This is a genomic window from Silanimonas sp. (genome assembly GCF_044377035.1).
Taxonomy (GTDB): domain Bacteria; phylum Pseudomonadota; class Gammaproteobacteria; order Xanthomonadales; family Xanthomonadaceae; genus Silanimonas.
On record NZ_JBILJW010000003.1, the window covers coordinates 56,688 to 72,212 of the forward strand.

Here is a 15,525-nt window from a genome sequence, read left to right on the forward strand (position 1 = left end):
GGCATGGCTAAGCTTTCGTTGGCTCTTCTTCTCTTCCAGCGCCGCTTGCCGGCGCTTTCTTTTTTTGGGTTCCCATGCGTCGTCCGCTCACCTTGGCCATCCTCGCCGCGCTCGCGGCCAGCCCCGTTCACGCCGCCGACGCGGAGGGCGCCCCGGACCGCGACAAGGACAAGGCCTGGACGGTGCTGGACGCCGTGGAAGTCACCGCGGAGGGCGCGCCCTATGCTGAAGGGCTCGCCCCGAGCGTCACCCGCTCCGACGTCCCGCTGCTCCAGCAGGCGCGGTCGGTGGCGGTGATCAACCGCGCCATCATCGACGAGCAGCAGCTGCAGTCGCTGTCCGATGCGCTGGAGAACGTCGCTGGCGCCGTGCCGATCCGCGAGAACGAGATGGTGCTGGTGAACCCGATCCTCCGTGGCTTCGACGCCGAGGTGTTCATCGATGGCCTCGCCGCCTACGGCGCGACCTCGGTCGTCGACCCGTCGTCCCTGGTCAACGTCGAGCGCGTCGAAGTGTTGAAGGGCCCCGCCGGCACGCTGTTCGGCAGCGGCTTCGGCTCGGCGCTCGGCGGCCTCATCAATGTCGTCACCAAGGCGCCCGAAGCCACCGCCTTCGGCAGCATCGGCTATCGCTTCGGCAGCTTCGGCACCTCGAACCCGTACTTCGACCTCAACCTGCCGGTCGGCGAGACGGTCGCCTTCCGCGTCAATGGCGAGTACGGCCAGACCGACACCGCCATCGACAACGCCCTGCAGCGCAAGGCGTCGGTCAATCCCTCGCTGGCGATCCAGTTGGGGGACGCGACGCGCCTGCTGCTGAAGGGGCAGTTCACGCGCAACGAGAACCTCGAGTACTCGGGCCTGCCGGCCGCGATCACGGTGAACGCTAATTTCGGCGTCGACCCGTTCCGCTTCTCCGGCTCCACGGATGCGCCGCTGACGACGATCACCAACCGCGTGGTCACCGGTTCGCTCGAACATGGGTTCAACGACGACCTGAAGCTCACCGTCGACGCACGCGGTTACGACAGCCGCTTCGACGAATACGGCACGTTCTTCTTCGGCGGCCCGGACAATCCGGCGCAGCCCACGGTCTTCACCCTGCTCAGCGCCTACCTGCCGACCGACGTCCGTCAGTACACGCTGGCGCCGCGCCTCAACTGGCGCATCGACCAGGGCAACGTGCAGCATGACCTCGTCATCGGCGCCGATCTCGACAAGACCGACTACTTCGCGCGCATCGGCTTCAACTTCTTCGGCATCGGCCAGATCGACTACCGCAACCGTCGCGGCGCGCCGGCCTTCGGCAGCGTGCCCGCCTTGGGGATGACGCAGGACGATCGCTTCCGCACCGCCTCGGTGTACGTGGAGGACCATCTGCGCATCGGCGAGCGCTGGACGCTGCAGGCCGGCCTGCGCGGCACGCGCCTGCACTTCCGCCAGCCCTCCAGCGGCACCGACGAGACCTACAACGAAGTCACGCCGCGCCTCGGCACGAGCGTTCTGCTGAACGAGCGCGTCTCGCTGTTCGCCGGCTACTCGGAAGGCTTCCGCGGCGTGAGCAACTTCTTCGGCCTCGCGCCGCCTGTGCCGGAGACCTCGCGCCAGTACGAAATCGGCGCCAAGTTCGCCGCGGCCGGCGGCCTCTCCGGCAGCGTCGCGGCCTTCCGCCTCGACCGCCGCAACGTGGTGATCTCGGCGGGCGACCTCGGCAACCCGTTCCTGCAGTCACAAAGTGGTGAACAGCGCGCGCAGGGCGTCGACGTCGACCTCGTGTTCGAGCCCTCGCCGGCCTGGTCGGCACTGGTCGCCTACGCCTACACCGACACCGAAGTGACGCGTGACGTGGTGCCGCGTCTCGGCGGCGCCTTCGCGCGCGTGCCCAAGCACAGCGGCCGCGCCGCCGTCCGCTACCGCGTGGTCGATGGCGCGCTGGCCGGCCTCGGCTTCGGCTTGGGCGTGCGCGCCACGTCGCCGCGCGAGCTGACCCTGCCGAACCTCGACCGCGTGCCGGGCGCCACCGTGTTCGATGCGCAGGTGTCCTATGCGTGGACGAATGCCGAGCTCGCGCTGTCGCTGGTCAACCTCACCAACAAGCGCTACTTCGAGCCCTACCAGTACCTCGCGCAGTCCGTGGTGATCCCGGGTGACCCGCGTTCCGGCTACGTCAACCTCGTCTATCGCTTCTGATCCGGGAACCCTCGCCATGCAGCGTCGTGACTTCCACCGTCTCTCGGTCGCCGCGATCTTCGGTGGTCTGCTGGCGCGCCAGGCCTCGGCGCACCACGCGCCGGGGCACGGGGCCGGTGGCACGGCGGCGGCCACGCGCAACCAGCGCGACATCGCGTCGTCGACGCAGGCCCACCTCGACGCGATCGGGCGCCATGAGGCGTTCACGGCCTTTCCCAAGGCGACCATCGGCCTCGTCGTCTACCCGGGGATGTTCGTGCAGGACCTCGTCGGGCCGCTGACGGTCTTCGAGGCCCTGTTGAACCGCGAGATCCATCTGCTCTGGAAGGACCGCACGCCGGTCGACAACGCGCAGCCGGGCACGCCGACCCTGCTGCCGGTGACGCCGACGACGACCTTCGATGCCTGCCCGGAACGCCTCGACGTGCTGTTCGTGCCGGGGGGCGTGCCCGGCACGCTGGCGATGATGGAAGACCCCGACATGATGGCCTTCCTGAAGCGCATGGCGCCGAACAGTCGTTACGTCACCAGTGTCTGCACCGGCTCCTTCATTCTCGGCGCCGCCGGTCTGCTTGAGGGCTACCGTGCGGCGAGCTACTGGGCGGTGGCCGATCTGCTGTCGGAGCTCGGTGCGATCCCCTCGGACGAGCGCGTCTGCGTCGACCGCAACCGCATCACTGGTGGGGGTGTCACCGCGGGCATCGACTTCGGCCTGAAGATCGCCGCCGACCTCACCAGCCCGTTGTACGCGCAGGCCATCCAGCTCTACCTCGAGTACGCCCCGGCACCGCCCTACGACGCCGGACGCCCGGAGACGGCACCCGCCGAGGCCCGCGAATTCCTTGAAGGCATGTTCGCCGGTCTGCGCGAGTCGACCACGGCGATCGCGCGCCGCGTGCGGGCCGGGGCATGAGGCGCCTCTGGCGTTGGATCGGCGTGCTGCTGGGCCTCGGCCTCGTGGCGGGCGGGATCGCCCTGTACCCGCATCGCCACTACGTCGTGGCTCGCGACTGGCCGGCCTACGACTACGGACGCCCGGATCGCGAGCGCCTCGAGCCGCTGACGCTGCTCAACCACGAGCGCGTCATGGGCGAGATCCTTGGCGAGCCGCTGATCCCGGTCGAGCGCATCGCGATCCTCGCGTACCCCGGCGCAGAAACCATCGAGGTCGTCGCCCCCATGGCGGCGTTCTCGGAGCTCATGTCGGTGCAGATCGACTACGTCGCGCCCGCGGCCGGCACCGTGCGCACCTCGCAAGTCGATCTCGTCGTTGAGAAGACGTTGGAGGACATCGAGTCCGCCGATGTGCTGGTGGTACCGGGGGGCTCGCCGGAAGCGGTGCAGGCCCTGCGGGCCGACCCGCGCGTGGCGGCTTGGCTGTCGCGCATCGACGCGTCCAGCCGCCTCACGCTGGTGACCGGTGCCGGTGCCTCCCTGCTGGGCGGCACGCCGGTGGACGTGCGTTACGTGCAGGACGGCAAGCGCTGGACCGCGGGCCGCGGCACGGCGGCCCTCGATGCCGCCTTGGCCATGGTCGGCGCGATCGCCGGCAACGCGCACCTGCAGGCGGCGATGCTCGATCTCGAGTACGACCCCGCCCCCACGGCGTTTCCCCGCGGCACCCTGGCCTCGCTGGAAGCCGCAGGCCCTTTGCCGCCGCCTGAGGCCCCGCCGGTTCGCATCGGCATCCTCGTGTACGACGGCTTCTTCACCCTCGACGCGATCGGGCCGCTGGCGATGCTGTCGCAGCTCGACGGCGTATCGGTCGAACTCATCCGCCGCGGCGAGTCGCCGGTGGTCCGCAGCGGCCGCACCCGTCTGCAGGTGGCGACGGCGATCAACGACGTCGCCGCGCTCGATGTGCTCATCGTTCCGGGCGGTGCCGATGGCACGTGGACGCTGGGACAGGACGACGAGGCCTTGGCGTGGATCCGGCGCATCGACGACGGCAGCCGCATCACGGCCAGCGTGTGCACGGGCTCCTGGGTGCTCGGCGAAGCCGGCCTGTTGCAGGGCCGTCGCGCCACCAGCAACTGGTACCGCGCCTCCGACATGATGGCGCGCTACGGCGCGACCTTCGTGCCCGAACGCCACGTGCGCGACGGGAAGCTGTGGACCTCGGCGGGCGTCTCGGCGGGCCTCGACCTGTCGGTGGCCTTGGGGCGCGAACTGCGTGGCGATCTCGCCGCGGCGCGCATGGTCGAGAGAATGGACTATTGGCCGGAACCGCCGATCCGCGCGGGTTCGCCGGCCGCGACCGATGAGCGCGTGCTGGACATGATGCATCAGATGTACGACGCGATGATGATGCCGCTGATCACCGCGGAGGACTGACGCGGCTGTCGATGCCGCGTTCCTGACCTCGTGCCCGTCGCGAGGTTGGGACATGGTTTCGGATCGCGGCTTGGTGGACGCTCGCCGCGTCACGCTCGAACCCGCGCAGCACGGCGTTGAAGACCAGCGCCCCGGCGAGGCCATGCGATCCCAGGACAAGCATCGGCAGCAGGGCCTCGGGTTCGCGCAGCGACTGCCCGCCGCTCCACAGCACGTCGCCGCTGGCCGGCAAGGCTGCGGCAATGAAGCCGATCATCGCCAGCCAGAGTCCGCGTCGACGGGCGTTTTGAAGGATCAGGCCCGACGGAAGCCCGATCAGCAGAACGAAGGGTGTCGCGACGAGGGCGGTCAACAGGGCGATCCCGGCGAAGTCGGAGAGGGGCGGCGCGGAGCCGCCCCCGAACAGGTTTGGCACGACGAGCCACAGGAGCAGCCACAGCGGCTGCACGGCGATCGCGGCGAGCGTTGCCAGAGTGACCTTCATGGCTCGCCCCTTCAGCGCGGAATCGCCGGCGGCTCGTTCGCTTCGGGGCCGTAGTCGGCGATCCAGTCGCGGATCGTCCGGCCCATGCGCGCGATCATCAGCATGTTGAAGAAGTGCATGCCGCCGAGCACCAGCAGGGTCACGCCGATGCGCACGCCGAGTTCGCCGACGAGGTGGTCCACGGCCGGCGTCCAGTTCCCGAGGCGCAGGCAGATGAAGCCGAGGTTGACCAGGTAGAAGCCGATGACGAGCAGGCGGTTGGTCGAGCGGGCGAGGTCCTCGTCGTGGCCGAAGCAGCGCACGAGGAAGGTCTCGCCGGTGCCCGAGAGCACCCGCGCCACCCAGACGGTGAGCGCGATCGAGATCAGCAGGTAGATGGCGTAGACGGCGTGGACGAGCAGCACGTCTTCGGCGGTCGGGACGGGGGGGGGGGCGTACATGGCGGGTCTCCGCAGTGGGTTCGACGCCACGATGGCGTCGGCCCGCGAGGCCCGCTTCCGGAATGATCGCTACGGAACAGGTCGCTGCTCCGCTCCTTTTCAATCAACCACTTGCACGTTTCCGGAATGATCGGACGGGAGATTCCGGCGCCGGAACTCGCCCGGCACGAGGCCGGTTTCCTCCTTGAAGGCGGCGTAGAAGGTGCTCTGCGAGCCGAAACCGACGGACAGTCCCACCGACAGCACCGAGGCCCGAGGCTCGTCGAGGAGCATCCGCTGCGCCGCCGCCACCCGATGCCGGCGGACAAACTTCGAGAAGCCCTCGCCGAAGCGGACGTTGAGCAGCTCGGAAAGCTGGTGCGGGCTGAGCTCGACCCGACGGGCCAGCTTGGCGAGGCCGAGGTCCTCGTCGCGGTAGAGGTGTTCGTCCTCGAACAGCCGCCGCAGGCGCTCCGCCGCCTGCGCCACGTCCACCCGGCCCAGCGAGCTTTGCGCGTAGCTGGTGCTCACGGCCTCCTGCGTCTTGGTGGCGAGGTCGGGCACGAGCAGCAGCAGGGCCGAGACCAGCAGGAAGCCGGCGGCCATCTGCACCGAGTAGGCGAGGGCGAACCCGTCCCAGGGGATGGCTCGCGGGGTGAGGGCGCCGGCCACGCCGACCCCGAGGCCCATCACCGCGAAGGCGAGCACCACCGGCAGCTCGACGCGGAACCAGCGCCGGGTGGCGCGCAGCCGGTAGACCAAGGCCCCCAGGTGCAGCGCGTAGGCGGTGCCGAGGGTGAGGGACACCGGGATGGCCCAGGTGGGTGGTACCAGCACGGCCAGGGCGGCGCTGAGTGCCCCGCCCGCGATCACCAGCCCGCGCCGCCGATCGGCCGGCTGCAGCACGCCGGACAGCAGCGCATAGAAGCCCCAGCTTTGCGCGAACAGCCCCGCCCCATAGGACCAGGGCGGGGCGTCGGTCGCGCCGAGAGTAGCGAGGCCGACGTGCTGCCAGGCCGTCAGCGTCAGGCCGGCCAGCATCACCGCGCCACCCACGCGTGCGCTCCAAGGCATCACCAGCCGCGCAGGGGCGGCCACGAGGGCTGCCGCCAGCAATGCGGCGAAGGCGGTACAGGCGCCGGCGAGCGCGGTCAGCAGCACCTAAAACCCGCCTTCGCCGCGGATCACCGCGGGGTAGCCGCAGATCGCGCGCGCTGCCTGCATGCCGCCCATCGTCGCCGCCTCCACGCAGCCCGCGTCGAGGCCGGTCTTCAGCCAGTCGCCGGCGAGGAACAGGTTGCCGAAGCCGGACTGGTCGGCGCGCAGGCGGTACTGGCTGCTGTTCACCACGCTGAGCACGTAGCGCTCGGAAGGGTCGACGTTGCCGCGCCAGTACTGGCCGTCGAAGCGCGCGGCGCCTGTGCCGTTCTGGAGATCTACGAGCACCGACCAGTCGAAGCCGATGGGCGTCGCCGCATTCGGCCACAGGGTGCCGATGCGCTGCTCGAGCTGGGCGATGGCGTTCTGTTTCGCCTGCGCCGCGATGGCGGCGGGGAAGCCGGCCTCGCTGCTTGGCGGGTACGAAGCGACCGGCAAGGCCGAGCAGAAGTACGAGACGTTGCGTGGCTGCTGGCCGGCGGGCCATTGCTCGCGGACGAGCAGCTGGTCCATCGGCGCCCAGGTGTCATACGGCTCGCTGAAGGCCGAGAGCACTGGCTCCTGCCCGCTGGGCGAGAGCGTCGTCCAGCCGAGCTGCGCGATGTCCTTGTTGCACCACACTTGGTAGGCCTGCGTGGCGACGGCCTGCACCGCATTGCTGCAGGCTGCGAGGCCGGCACTGAGAGGCAGCAGCGGCGCGGCGACGTCGACGAGGCTGGCGACCGACAGCCCGTACACGACGAGGTCGAAATCGACGCCGCGCTGCAGCGTGCGCTGCGGGAGCGGCTGGCCGAAGTGGGCTTCGTACACCTGCGGCCACGGCGACCAGTGGCTTTCGAGATTGATGTGGTTCGCCTGCAGCAGCGCGGCTTGCGCCGGATCGAGGAGCTCGTAGCGCGGCGTCGACGGCCAGCAGTCGAGGCCCTGCACCGGGCGCAGGGGCGCGTAGCCCTCCGTGCCGGTGACCTGCTGCTGCAGTTCGATCCGGTCCACGACCTTCGCGCCATCGGCCGTGCCCGGCGTCAGGCTGAGCACCTTGTGGAAGAAGTGGAAGCGCACGCCGCGACGCTTGAGCACCTCGTAGATCGGCCCGAACACGGTGTCGCCCATGCCGGCCTGCATCTTGAACATGATGCCGCCGTGGTAGCACATCGCCACCTTCATCATGCCGCGCAGCATGGTGCCGGCCTCGATGTTGGGCCGGCTGAAATCACCGTTCTCGTAGGCGAACACGAGGTCGTAGAAGCCGCGCACCGGCGCGCTGTAGACGGTCCAGCGCGCATTCGCCCCGTGCTTGGTCAGCCAGGCGTAGAAGTCGATGTCGTTGACCGCCTCGAAGCCGTGCTTCAGCACGCCGTCCTCGAGCATGCCAATCGTGCAGGTGGCGCCGAGGTCGACCATGATGAAGAGGCGACGCAGCGTGTCGTTCGTCGCCATCGCCTCCGAAACCAGGCCGCCCAGCCACGCGCGCAGGCCGCGCAGGGCGTCGCGCAGCAGCGCATGGTCGTCGGCGTCGTGTTGCTCGATGGCCTCGGGCAGCGCGGCGATGAACTGCTCGAACGCGGCGAGCGCGTGGTGCACGTCGGCCGCGAGGTGTTCCACGTCGGCCTCCACCGCGCCGGCAAGCCGATGCAGCCACGAGGCGTGGGCGCCGTTGGCGTCGGCGGTGAAGCCGTGCTGGTTGGCGTCGGCCACGTGCTGCGCGCGAATGTCCGACAGGCCCTGGCGGATCCACGCCAGCAGCGTGCTGAGCGCCGACCACAGGCTGATGGCCTCCGAATGGTGGCCCGGCTGCCCCGGTTTCAGCGGCACGTCGATGTTCCACATCGACCACGGGCCGCTGCGCGTGTCCGGGCCCGGCGGGCCGAGCGATTCGGCGAGGCTGATGAACTGCTGCGGCTTGAACGCGTCCTGCCACGTGGCCAGCGGCGTGCCGGCCGGTCGGCCCAGCGCGGCATAGGTCTGCTGCATCACGTCGAAGGCGTTGTCGTAGAAGCCGAACCAGATGTGCAGGCCGTGCTCCTCGATGCGTTCGCCCACCTCGGCATTGCGACCGCTCGCGCCCTTGCCGCCGAGGCGCCAACCCATCTGGTAGACGTCGATCTCGAAGCGGTTGGTCCAGTCCGGCTGGTTCGTCAGCCAGAACGCCGCCGTCATCGCGCCGACGCCGCCGCCGAGGATGGCGATCTTCTTCTTCTGCACCACCGAGTTGTCGACGAGTTCCTCACCCGCGCTCACCACGAAATCGAAGTTCACGGCGAAGGGCATCAGCGCCGGCTGCGTGCCGAGTGTCCAGCCCAGCGACTGGTTCAGCGGGAAGCTGTCGAACGCGTGCAGGTTCAGCGTGGCCGAGTCGTCGAACAGGTGCACGCTGTGCACCTTCTGCACGGCGGCCGGCGCGGTGACGATGGCCTGGTACACCGCGCGTTCGCCGGCGGAATCGGGGAACTGCTTCAGGAACAGCTGGTCGACGCGCGGCGAGGTGAGCATGCCGAGCAGCTGCGCCCAAGCGCCTTCGCCGAACTGCCAGAAGCCCGGCAGCGAGCGCAGGAAGGTGAGCATCTCGGTGAGCCACTGCACCCAGCCGGCGATCGGCCGCGGTGCGGCCGTGCCGTTCACCTCGAGCAGCGGATGCAGCGCCAGTTCGGTGCCAGGCGCGAAGGGCTGGAAGCCCTTGGCCGCCAGCGTGAAGGCCAGCGGGTCGCCGACCGCCGCGGGCATCGTGTACGTGCACTCGTACTTCGGGTAGCCGAACAGCTCGCGCCCGTTGATCAACGCCATCGCGTCGTTCACCCAGATGTGCATCGGGTAGAAGTAGACGTGCTCGATCTCGGTGCTGCCGGCCGGCACCTGGCCCACCATCACCCAGGTGATGATGTCGGTCTCCTGCCCCCAGCCCTTCGCCGCGTCGGCGGGGAACTGGCTGTTCGCATGCGCCACGTTGGTGAAGGTGAGCATGACGAAGGGCGTCAGCACCTTGAACTGCATCTTGCCCTGCGTGCAGACGTTGAGCGTCTGGTCGACGCTGGCCTGCAGCGCGGCCAGCGTGCCCTCCACCCAGAAGCCGAACATCTGGGCGTTCTTCAGTTCGAGCGGCGAGTGCATCAGCACCGAGCCGGGGGGATAGAGGAACGGCGGGCGCTGCGTGGGATTGGGCATGGCGCGATCCGGGTCGAGGAGCCCCGGAGTGTCGTCGTTCGCGCCCCTCTGGCTCAAGCGGGCGTCGCGAGGCCACCGCGACGCCGCGCCCTCAAGGCCTCAGTGCCAGTTGTACTGCACGCCGAGGTGCAGCGAATCGAGGGCGTAGTCGCCGCGCAGGCGGCCGGCGCCGACGATGTCCCGGTCGATGGTGCTGCGGGCGAAGCGGATCATGCCGAGCGCGACATCGAGGCTACGCGCGTCGTTGAACGAATAACGCACGCCGCCACCGACGAAGACGCGATCACTGTCCGGGACGATGGCGTTGCGGTTCGCGTCGCTGACCGCGCTCGATTCCCACTCCACGCCGCCCTTCCATTGCCAGCGCGCGCTGCTGCGGTGGTTGAGCCCGAGGCCGAACTTGCGGGTGTTCTGCCAAGCGAAGGGGATGACGCTGTCGGCCGCACCGTTGTCGAAACGCAGGCGGATGTCCTGAAGCCGGCTCCAGCGCGTCCAGGTCACGTCGGCGACCAGCTGCGTGCTGTCCCCGAGGTCGTAGGCGAGGCCGACGCTAGCGATCTCCGGCAGCACGAGGGTGGATTCGACGCCGCCATTGGACGTGGCGGGCGTCTGCGTCAGCGCGGCGAAGGGCCCCGGCAGCACCGGGTTGCGGAACGAGGTCTCGCCGTCGACGTCGAGATCGATCTTCGAACGCAGGTGGGCACCGAAGCGCAGGTGCTCCGAGGCCTGCCACGCCAGCGAGGCCGTCCAGCCGAAGCCGTTGCCCTCCGCGTCGATGCGCGCCGTGCCATCGCGCCCCTGCGGCAGGATGTTGGCCGGCACGCAGGCCGCGGGGCCGATCGCGGCGAAGCAGACGGTGCCGAAGTCCACCGCGCTGATGAGCTTGGTCTGGCCGCGGACGGCCGTGAGGCCGACGCTGGCCGACCAGCGCTCACCGAGTTCGAAGGCCAGCGCTGGGCTCACCGCCAGCGTCTTCAGCTGGGCGGTCTGCACCTGGTAGCGCCCGACCCAGTCGGGGTCGTAGTCGGTGGACAGGCCGAAGGGCGTGTACAGCGCGACGGTGAACGCGCTGCGCGCCGTCAGCGGCCGCGTGTGGAACACGCTGAGCAGCGGCGCCGCGCCGTCGGCGCTGGAGCTGGCCGGGCCGAGGGCCGGCGTGCCGACGGCGGAGAGGCTCTGGCGGTTGTCGAAGTCCGCCGTGAGCGCGATGCCTCCCAGTGCGAGACTGGTCTGCGGCGTGTCGAAGCGCGTGGCGAGGGCGGGATTCAACAGGGCCACCGAGGCGTCGTCGGCCCGCGCCACGCCACCGTGTCCGTTCGCGATCGCGGCCGCGCTCTGCGACTGCACGGTGAATCCACTGCCGAAGGCCGCGCTGCACAGGCCGGCGGCGATGGCGCCGACGAGGGTTCGTGTCGCACAGCTGCCGGGCCGCGATGTCGCCGATGTCGCCGATGTCGCCGATGTCGCCATGGAATTCCCCTGTGGGTGGTGCGTGTGGTGGTGCGCCGGACTAGGCCGAGCGGTGGCCGGTGCGGATCGCCTTGCGCGTGGCCTTGTTCTCGTACATCCGCTGGTCCGCGACTTCGAGCAGCTGGGCCAGATGCCGGCTGGTCGGCAGGGCGCGGTCGGAGGTGGCGATGCCGAAGCTCAGGCCGGCCTGCGGGAACCCCGTCGCCCGCACTTCCATCTCGACGCGTTGCAGTTCGCGGCTAAGGCGCTGCGTGGAGAGCTGGTCGCCGGCCAGCAGCAACACGGCGTACTCGTCGCCACCGAGCCGGTAGACCTCGGCGTTCGGCGTCGCGATGTCGCGCAGCCCCTGCGCGACGGCGCAGAGCAGGGCATCGCCGCGGGCGTGGCCTTCCAGGTCGTTGATGGTCTTCAGCCCGTCGAGGTCGATCATCGCGACGAGGATGCCGTTCGCCAGCAGGGCTTTGTCGGAGTCGAGGATCTCTTCGAATCGCAGGTTGAACGCGTAGCGGTTCTGCAGGCCCGTCAGAGGATCGGTACTGGCCTGCCGCAGCGCGGCCTGCATGCCCACGCGGAAGGTTTCGCGGGAGGCTTCCACCGATTTCACGCGGTCCGCCAAAGCGACGGCGAGCAGCATCGCTTCGACGGCGTTACCGATCAGCACCAGCAGGTCGGCGTTGTCGATGATGTCTTCCATCATCCCGAGGTTGGCCGGGAGGATGATCACGCCGGGAATCAGGATGGCGAGGTAGCCGGCGAGCATGAAGCGCGCCTGGGTCACGCCGTTGACCAGTGCCCAAATGCTGGAGCCCACCGCGAACGCGATCGCGAGGCCGACGAGGACGGTGGCCCACAGGTGCGCGGTGCCCGGCATCGTCAGCGCGCCGAGCAGGCCGATGGCCGACAGCACCATCAGTCCGTCCGCCATGTGGGCCAGTTTCGGGTCGAGCTTGGGGAGTTGCAGGAAGCTCCGGCAGAAGCCCGCGTGTAGCGCCGTCAGCGCGATGAAGAACACCGAGTAGTTGATGGTGAGGTCGCTCCAACCGAACCACTGGTAGGGCAGGCCGAAGTAGTAGCCCCAGCCCAGCACGAGGGCCAGGGACTGCCCGCCGTAATAGACGTAGGCCGACGAGCGGGTCCACGCGCCGATCAGCAGGTTGTAGATGCCGAGGGCGAGCAGGCCGCCGAGCGCCAGTCCAAACAGCAGGGTCTCGTTGCGGACGCGTTCGGTGAAGGCCTCCGCGCCGTAGATGTCGACCCGCGGCAACGAGGTGAAGAGCGGGGTCTCCATCCGCACCAGCACGTCGTAGTCGGTGTCGGGCCGCAGCACGACGGCCACGCCCTGGTGCATGACGTGCGGGGAGGGCTGGCCGATGCCGACCGTGCCGGCCTGCACGCCGTCGGGCCCGTACACACGGACTTCCGCGGTGTGGAAGAAGGTGTTCCCGGGGATCACCACGTACCGACCGCCTTCGCCCGTGCTGCGGAACCGGTGGCGCAGCCAGAAGGTCCCGCCCCGGAAATCGACGTGGCGCAGGCGCTGCTGGCTCGTCGACCAGCGGTCCACCTGGGTCTGGCTGGTGGGCCACCAGACCACCTCGGCGGCTTCATACACCGTCAGTTCGGCGCCGGCGTTGTCCGCGGCCGGGCCAAACAGCCACCACGGGCCGGCGGCGACCGGCATGGAGACGGACACCAACAGCCAGAACAGCAGTGCGCGCGCCGTGGCGATGGTCGTGATCCGTCCGGGGATAGGCCAACCGCATTGTGCGTCACTCCCGGCTCCCGGCAATGCGCGACGCGTCAATTCCTGTCGGAGTCGCCCCGGCTCAGCGTTTCAGGGCCCTCAGGGCGTCCGCCATGGCGCTGTTGGCCGGGGCGGGGCCGGTGCCCGGGGTGCCGCGGCCGGCGGGGCGTCCGCCCTCCGGACGGGGGCCGCGCACCTCCCGGCTGCTCCGCTCGTTCGAGGTGGGGCGTTCGTCGCGCTTGCCGCCACGCGCCTCGCCCGGCACGTCGTCGAGGCGTCGGGTGAGGGCGATGCGCTTCCGCAGCACGTCGACCTCGAGCACCTTCACCTTGACCACGTCGCCGACTTTCACGACTTCGCGCGGGTCCTTCACGAACTTGTCCGACAGCGCGCTGATGTGGACCAAGCCGTCCTGGTGAACGCCGATGTCGACGAAGGCGCCGAAGGCCGCGACGTTGGTGACCACGCCTTCGAGCACCATGCCGGGGCGCAGGTCCTTCAGGTCTTCGACGCCGTCGGCGAAGCGCGCGGCCTTGAACTCCGGGCGCGGATCGCGGCCGGGTTTCTCGAGTTCCTTGACGATGTCCTTCACCGTCGGCAGGCCGAAACGCTCGTCGGTGAACGGCTCGAGCTTCAGGCCGCGCAGGCTGGCGGCGTCGCCGATCAGCTGGCCGATCGCCCGGCCGCAGGCCTTCACGATCTTCTCCACCACCGGGTAGGCCTCGGGGTGCACGGCCGACGCGTCGAGCGGCTCGTCGCCACCGGCGATGCGCAGGAAGCCGGCGCACTGCTCGAAGGTCTTCTCGCCGAGGCGCGGCACCTTCAGCAGCTCGCGGCGCGACTTGAAGGCGCCGTGTTCATCGCGATAACGAACAATGTTCTCCGCCACCGTGGTCGTCAGGCCTGACACGCGCGCCAGCAGCGGCGCGGAGGCGGTGTTCACGTAGACGCCGACGGCGTTCACGCAGTCCTCGACGCGGGCGTCGAGGGCGCGCGCCATCGCGAACTGGTTCACGTCGTGCTGGTACTGGCCCACGCCGATCGCCTTGGGTTCGATCTTCACCAGTTCGGCCAGCGGGTCCTGCAGGCGGCGGGCAATGGAGACGGCGCCGCGGATGCTGACGTCGAGGTCGGGGAATTCGCGCGCGGCGAGCTCGGATGCCGAATAAACCGAAGCGCCCGCCTCGCTGACGACGATCTTGGTGAGCTTCAACTCGGGGTGCTTGGCCATCAGCTCGCCGGCCAGCTTGTCGGTCTCGCGGCTGGCCGTGCCGTTGCCGATGGCGATGAGCTCGACGCCGTGCGCCGCGCAGAGTTGCTTGAGGCGCGCGATGGACGAATCCCACTGCCGCTTCGGTTCGTGCGGGTAGATCGTGTCGTACGCGACCAGCTTGCCGGTGGCGTCGACCACGGCCACCTTCACGCCGGTGCGCAGGCCGGGATCGAGCCCCAGCACCGCGCGCATGCCGGCGGGCGCGGCCAGCAGCAGGTCCTTGAGGTTGTCGCCGAACACCGTGATGGCCTCGGTCTCGGCCTTCTCGCGCGCGGCGCCGACGAGGTCGACCGACAGGTGCATCAGCAGGCGCGCGCGCCAGGCGAGGCGGGCGGTCATCAGCAGCCAAGCGTCGGCCGGGCGGCCCTTCGGCGCGATGCCGGCCGCGAGTGCCACGCGGCCTTCGGCATAGGCGTGGCCGGCCTCGATATCGGCGGTGGGCTCGAGGTCGACGCTGAGCATCTCCTCGCGGCGGCCGCGCAGCAGGGCGAGCATGCGATGCGAGGGAATGGCGCTGATCGGTTCGACGTGCTCGAAGTAGTCGCGGTACTTCGCGCCCTCGGTCTCCTTGCCCGGCATCACCTTCGAGCGCAGCACGCCCTTGGCCTGCAGCCACTCGCGCAGTTCGCCAACCAATCCGGCGTCTTCGCCGATGCGCTCGATCAGGATGGCGCGCGCGCCGTCGAGCGCGGCTGCTGCGTCGGCCACGCCTTTCTCCGCATCGAGAAAGGCGGCGGCGCGTTCCTCGGGTGCGACGTTCGGATCCGCGAGGATCGCGTCGGCCAGCGGTTCCAGCCCGGCCTCGCGGGCGATCTGCGCCTTGGTGCGGCGCTTGGGCTTGTAGGGCAGGTAGAGGTCTTCGAGGCGCGACTTGCTGTCGGCGGCCAACAGGTCGCCGAGCAGCGGCTTCGTCAGCTTCCCCTGCTCGGCGATGGAGGCGAGGATGGCGTCGCGACGCTCTTCCATCTCGCGCAGGTAGCCGAGCTGCTGCTCCAGGTTGCGCAGTTGGGTGTCGTCGAGGCCGCCGGTCACTTCCTTGCGGTAGCGGGCGATAAAGGGGACGGTCGAGCCTTCGTCCAGCAGTTCGACGGCCGCACGCACCTGCGCGGGCTGCGCGGCGATGTCGGCGGCGATGCGCTGGGCGATGGTGGCCGCGATGGCGGCGGCGGGACGGACGGGCGCGGCGATGCCGGCGGCTTCAGGGGCGGGTGCAGCAGGAGCGGACATCGGGACTCGACGGCAGGTGGAACGGCCGGCGATTGTCCCCCCGGTCGACGGCTCGGGACAGGCTGGCG

10 protein-coding genes are annotated in these 15,525 nt (G+C 69.7%); 3 read left to right on the forward strand and 7 right to left on the reverse strand.

The genetic code is table 11. The features are described from left to right. Positions 1-74: 74 nt before the first annotated feature. Genes ACIQ6S_RS02315 through ACIQ6S_RS02325 form a run of 3 tightly spaced genes read left to right on the forward strand, consistent with a single transcriptional unit; the run spans position 75 to position 4,523 of the window. A complete protein-coding gene (locus tag ACIQ6S_RS02315; protein ID WP_397606937.1) occupies positions 75-2,189 on the forward strand; it encodes a TonB-dependent siderophore receptor in 2,115 nt (704 codons plus the stop codon). Between the two features lie 16 nt (positions 2,190-2,205). Further along, positions 2,206-3,102, forward strand: coding sequence for a DJ-1/PfpI family protein (locus tag ACIQ6S_RS02320; protein WP_397606938.1), 897 nt, complete (start codon positions 2,206-2,208; stop codon positions 3,100-3,102). Continuing rightward, positions 3,099-4,523 (forward strand): DJ-1/PfpI family protein, encoded by a 1,425-nt coding sequence (locus tag ACIQ6S_RS02325; RefSeq protein WP_397606939.1) that lies wholly within the window; start codon positions 3,099-3,101, stop codon positions 4,521-4,523. Before ACIQ6S_RS02320 ends, ACIQ6S_RS02325 begins: the two co-directional genes overlap by 4 nt. On the opposite strand, the gene ACIQ6S_RS02330 is transcribed toward ACIQ6S_RS02325, so the two are convergent. The 7 genes from ACIQ6S_RS02330 to ACIQ6S_RS02360 form a co-directional block, all read right to left on the reverse strand. Beyond that, the gene (locus ACIQ6S_RS02330) at positions 4,507-4,971 is read right to left on the reverse strand and encodes a hypothetical protein (protein WP_397606940.1); all 465 of its coding nucleotides are present in this window, start codon (positions 4,969-4,971) and stop codon (positions 4,507-4,509) included. The two genes, ACIQ6S_RS02325 and ACIQ6S_RS02330, sit on opposite strands and share 17 nt — an antisense overlap. Positions 4,972-5,018: 47 nt before the next feature. Further along, a complete protein-coding gene (locus ACIQ6S_RS02335) occupies positions 5,019-5,447 on the reverse strand; it encodes a hypothetical protein (protein ID WP_397606941.1) in 429 nt (142 codons plus the stop codon). Positions 5,448-5,546: 99 nt separating this feature from the next. Next, positions 5,547-6,587, reverse strand: a complete 1,041-nt coding sequence (locus ACIQ6S_RS02340) for a helix-turn-helix domain-containing protein (protein WP_397606942.1) — start codon at positions 6,585-6,587, stop codon at positions 5,547-5,549. Further along, positions 6,588-9,743, reverse strand: coding sequence for an NAD(P)-binding protein (locus ACIQ6S_RS02345; RefSeq protein WP_397606943.1), 3,156 nt, complete (start codon positions 9,741-9,743; stop codon positions 6,588-6,590). A 99-nt stretch (positions 9,744-9,842) separates the two neighbouring features. Then, positions 9,843-11,213, reverse strand: coding sequence for an OmpP1/FadL family transporter (locus ACIQ6S_RS02350; protein WP_397606944.1), 1,371 nt, complete (start codon positions 11,211-11,213; stop codon positions 9,843-9,845). A 40-nt stretch (positions 11,214-11,253) separates the two neighbouring features. Further along, complete coding sequence (locus tag ACIQ6S_RS02355; protein WP_397606945.1) at positions 11,254-12,894, reverse strand: diguanylate cyclase; 1,641 nt, start codon at positions 12,892-12,894, stop codon at positions 11,254-11,256. Positions 12,895-13,039: 145 nt separating this feature from the next. Beyond that, positions 13,040-15,457, reverse strand: coding sequence for a Tex family protein (locus ACIQ6S_RS02360; RefSeq protein WP_397606946.1), 2,418 nt, complete (start codon positions 15,455-15,457; stop codon positions 13,040-13,042). Between the last annotated feature and the right edge of the window lie 68 nt (positions 15,458-15,525).

Excerpts from the sequence above, each read along its gene's own strand:
- ACIQ6S_RS02315 (WP_397606937.1), top strand. The coding sequence starts at position 75 with ATGCGTCGTCCGCTCACCTTGGCCATCCTCGCCGCGCTCGCGGCCAGC.
- ACIQ6S_RS02320 (WP_397606938.1), top strand. The coding sequence starts at position 2,206 with ATGCAGCGTCGTGACTTCCACCGTCTCTCGGTCGCCGCGATCTTCGGT.
- ACIQ6S_RS02325 (WP_397606939.1), top strand. The coding sequence starts at position 3,099 with ATGAGGCGCCTCTGGCGTTGGATCGGCGTGCTGCTGGGCCTCGGCCTC.
- ACIQ6S_RS02335 (WP_397606941.1), bottom strand. The coding sequence starts at position 5,447 with ATGTACGCCCCCCCCCCCGTCCCGACCGCCGAAGACGTGCTGCTCGTC.
- ACIQ6S_RS02345 (WP_397606943.1), bottom strand. The coding sequence starts at position 9,743 with ATGCCCAATCCCACGCAGCGCCCGCCGTTCCTCTATCCCCCCGGCTCG.
- ACIQ6S_RS02350 (WP_397606944.1), bottom strand. The coding sequence starts at position 11,213 with ATGGCGACATCGGCGACATCGGCGACATCGGCGACATCGCGGCCCGGC.
- ACIQ6S_RS02355 (WP_397606945.1), bottom strand. The coding sequence starts at position 12,894 with ATGCCGGTCGCCGCCGGCCCGTGGTGGCTGTTTGGCCCGGCCGCGGAC.
- ACIQ6S_RS02360 (WP_397606946.1), bottom strand. The coding sequence starts at position 15,457 with ATGTCCGCTCCTGCTGCACCCGCCCCTGAAGCCGCCGGCATCGCCGCG.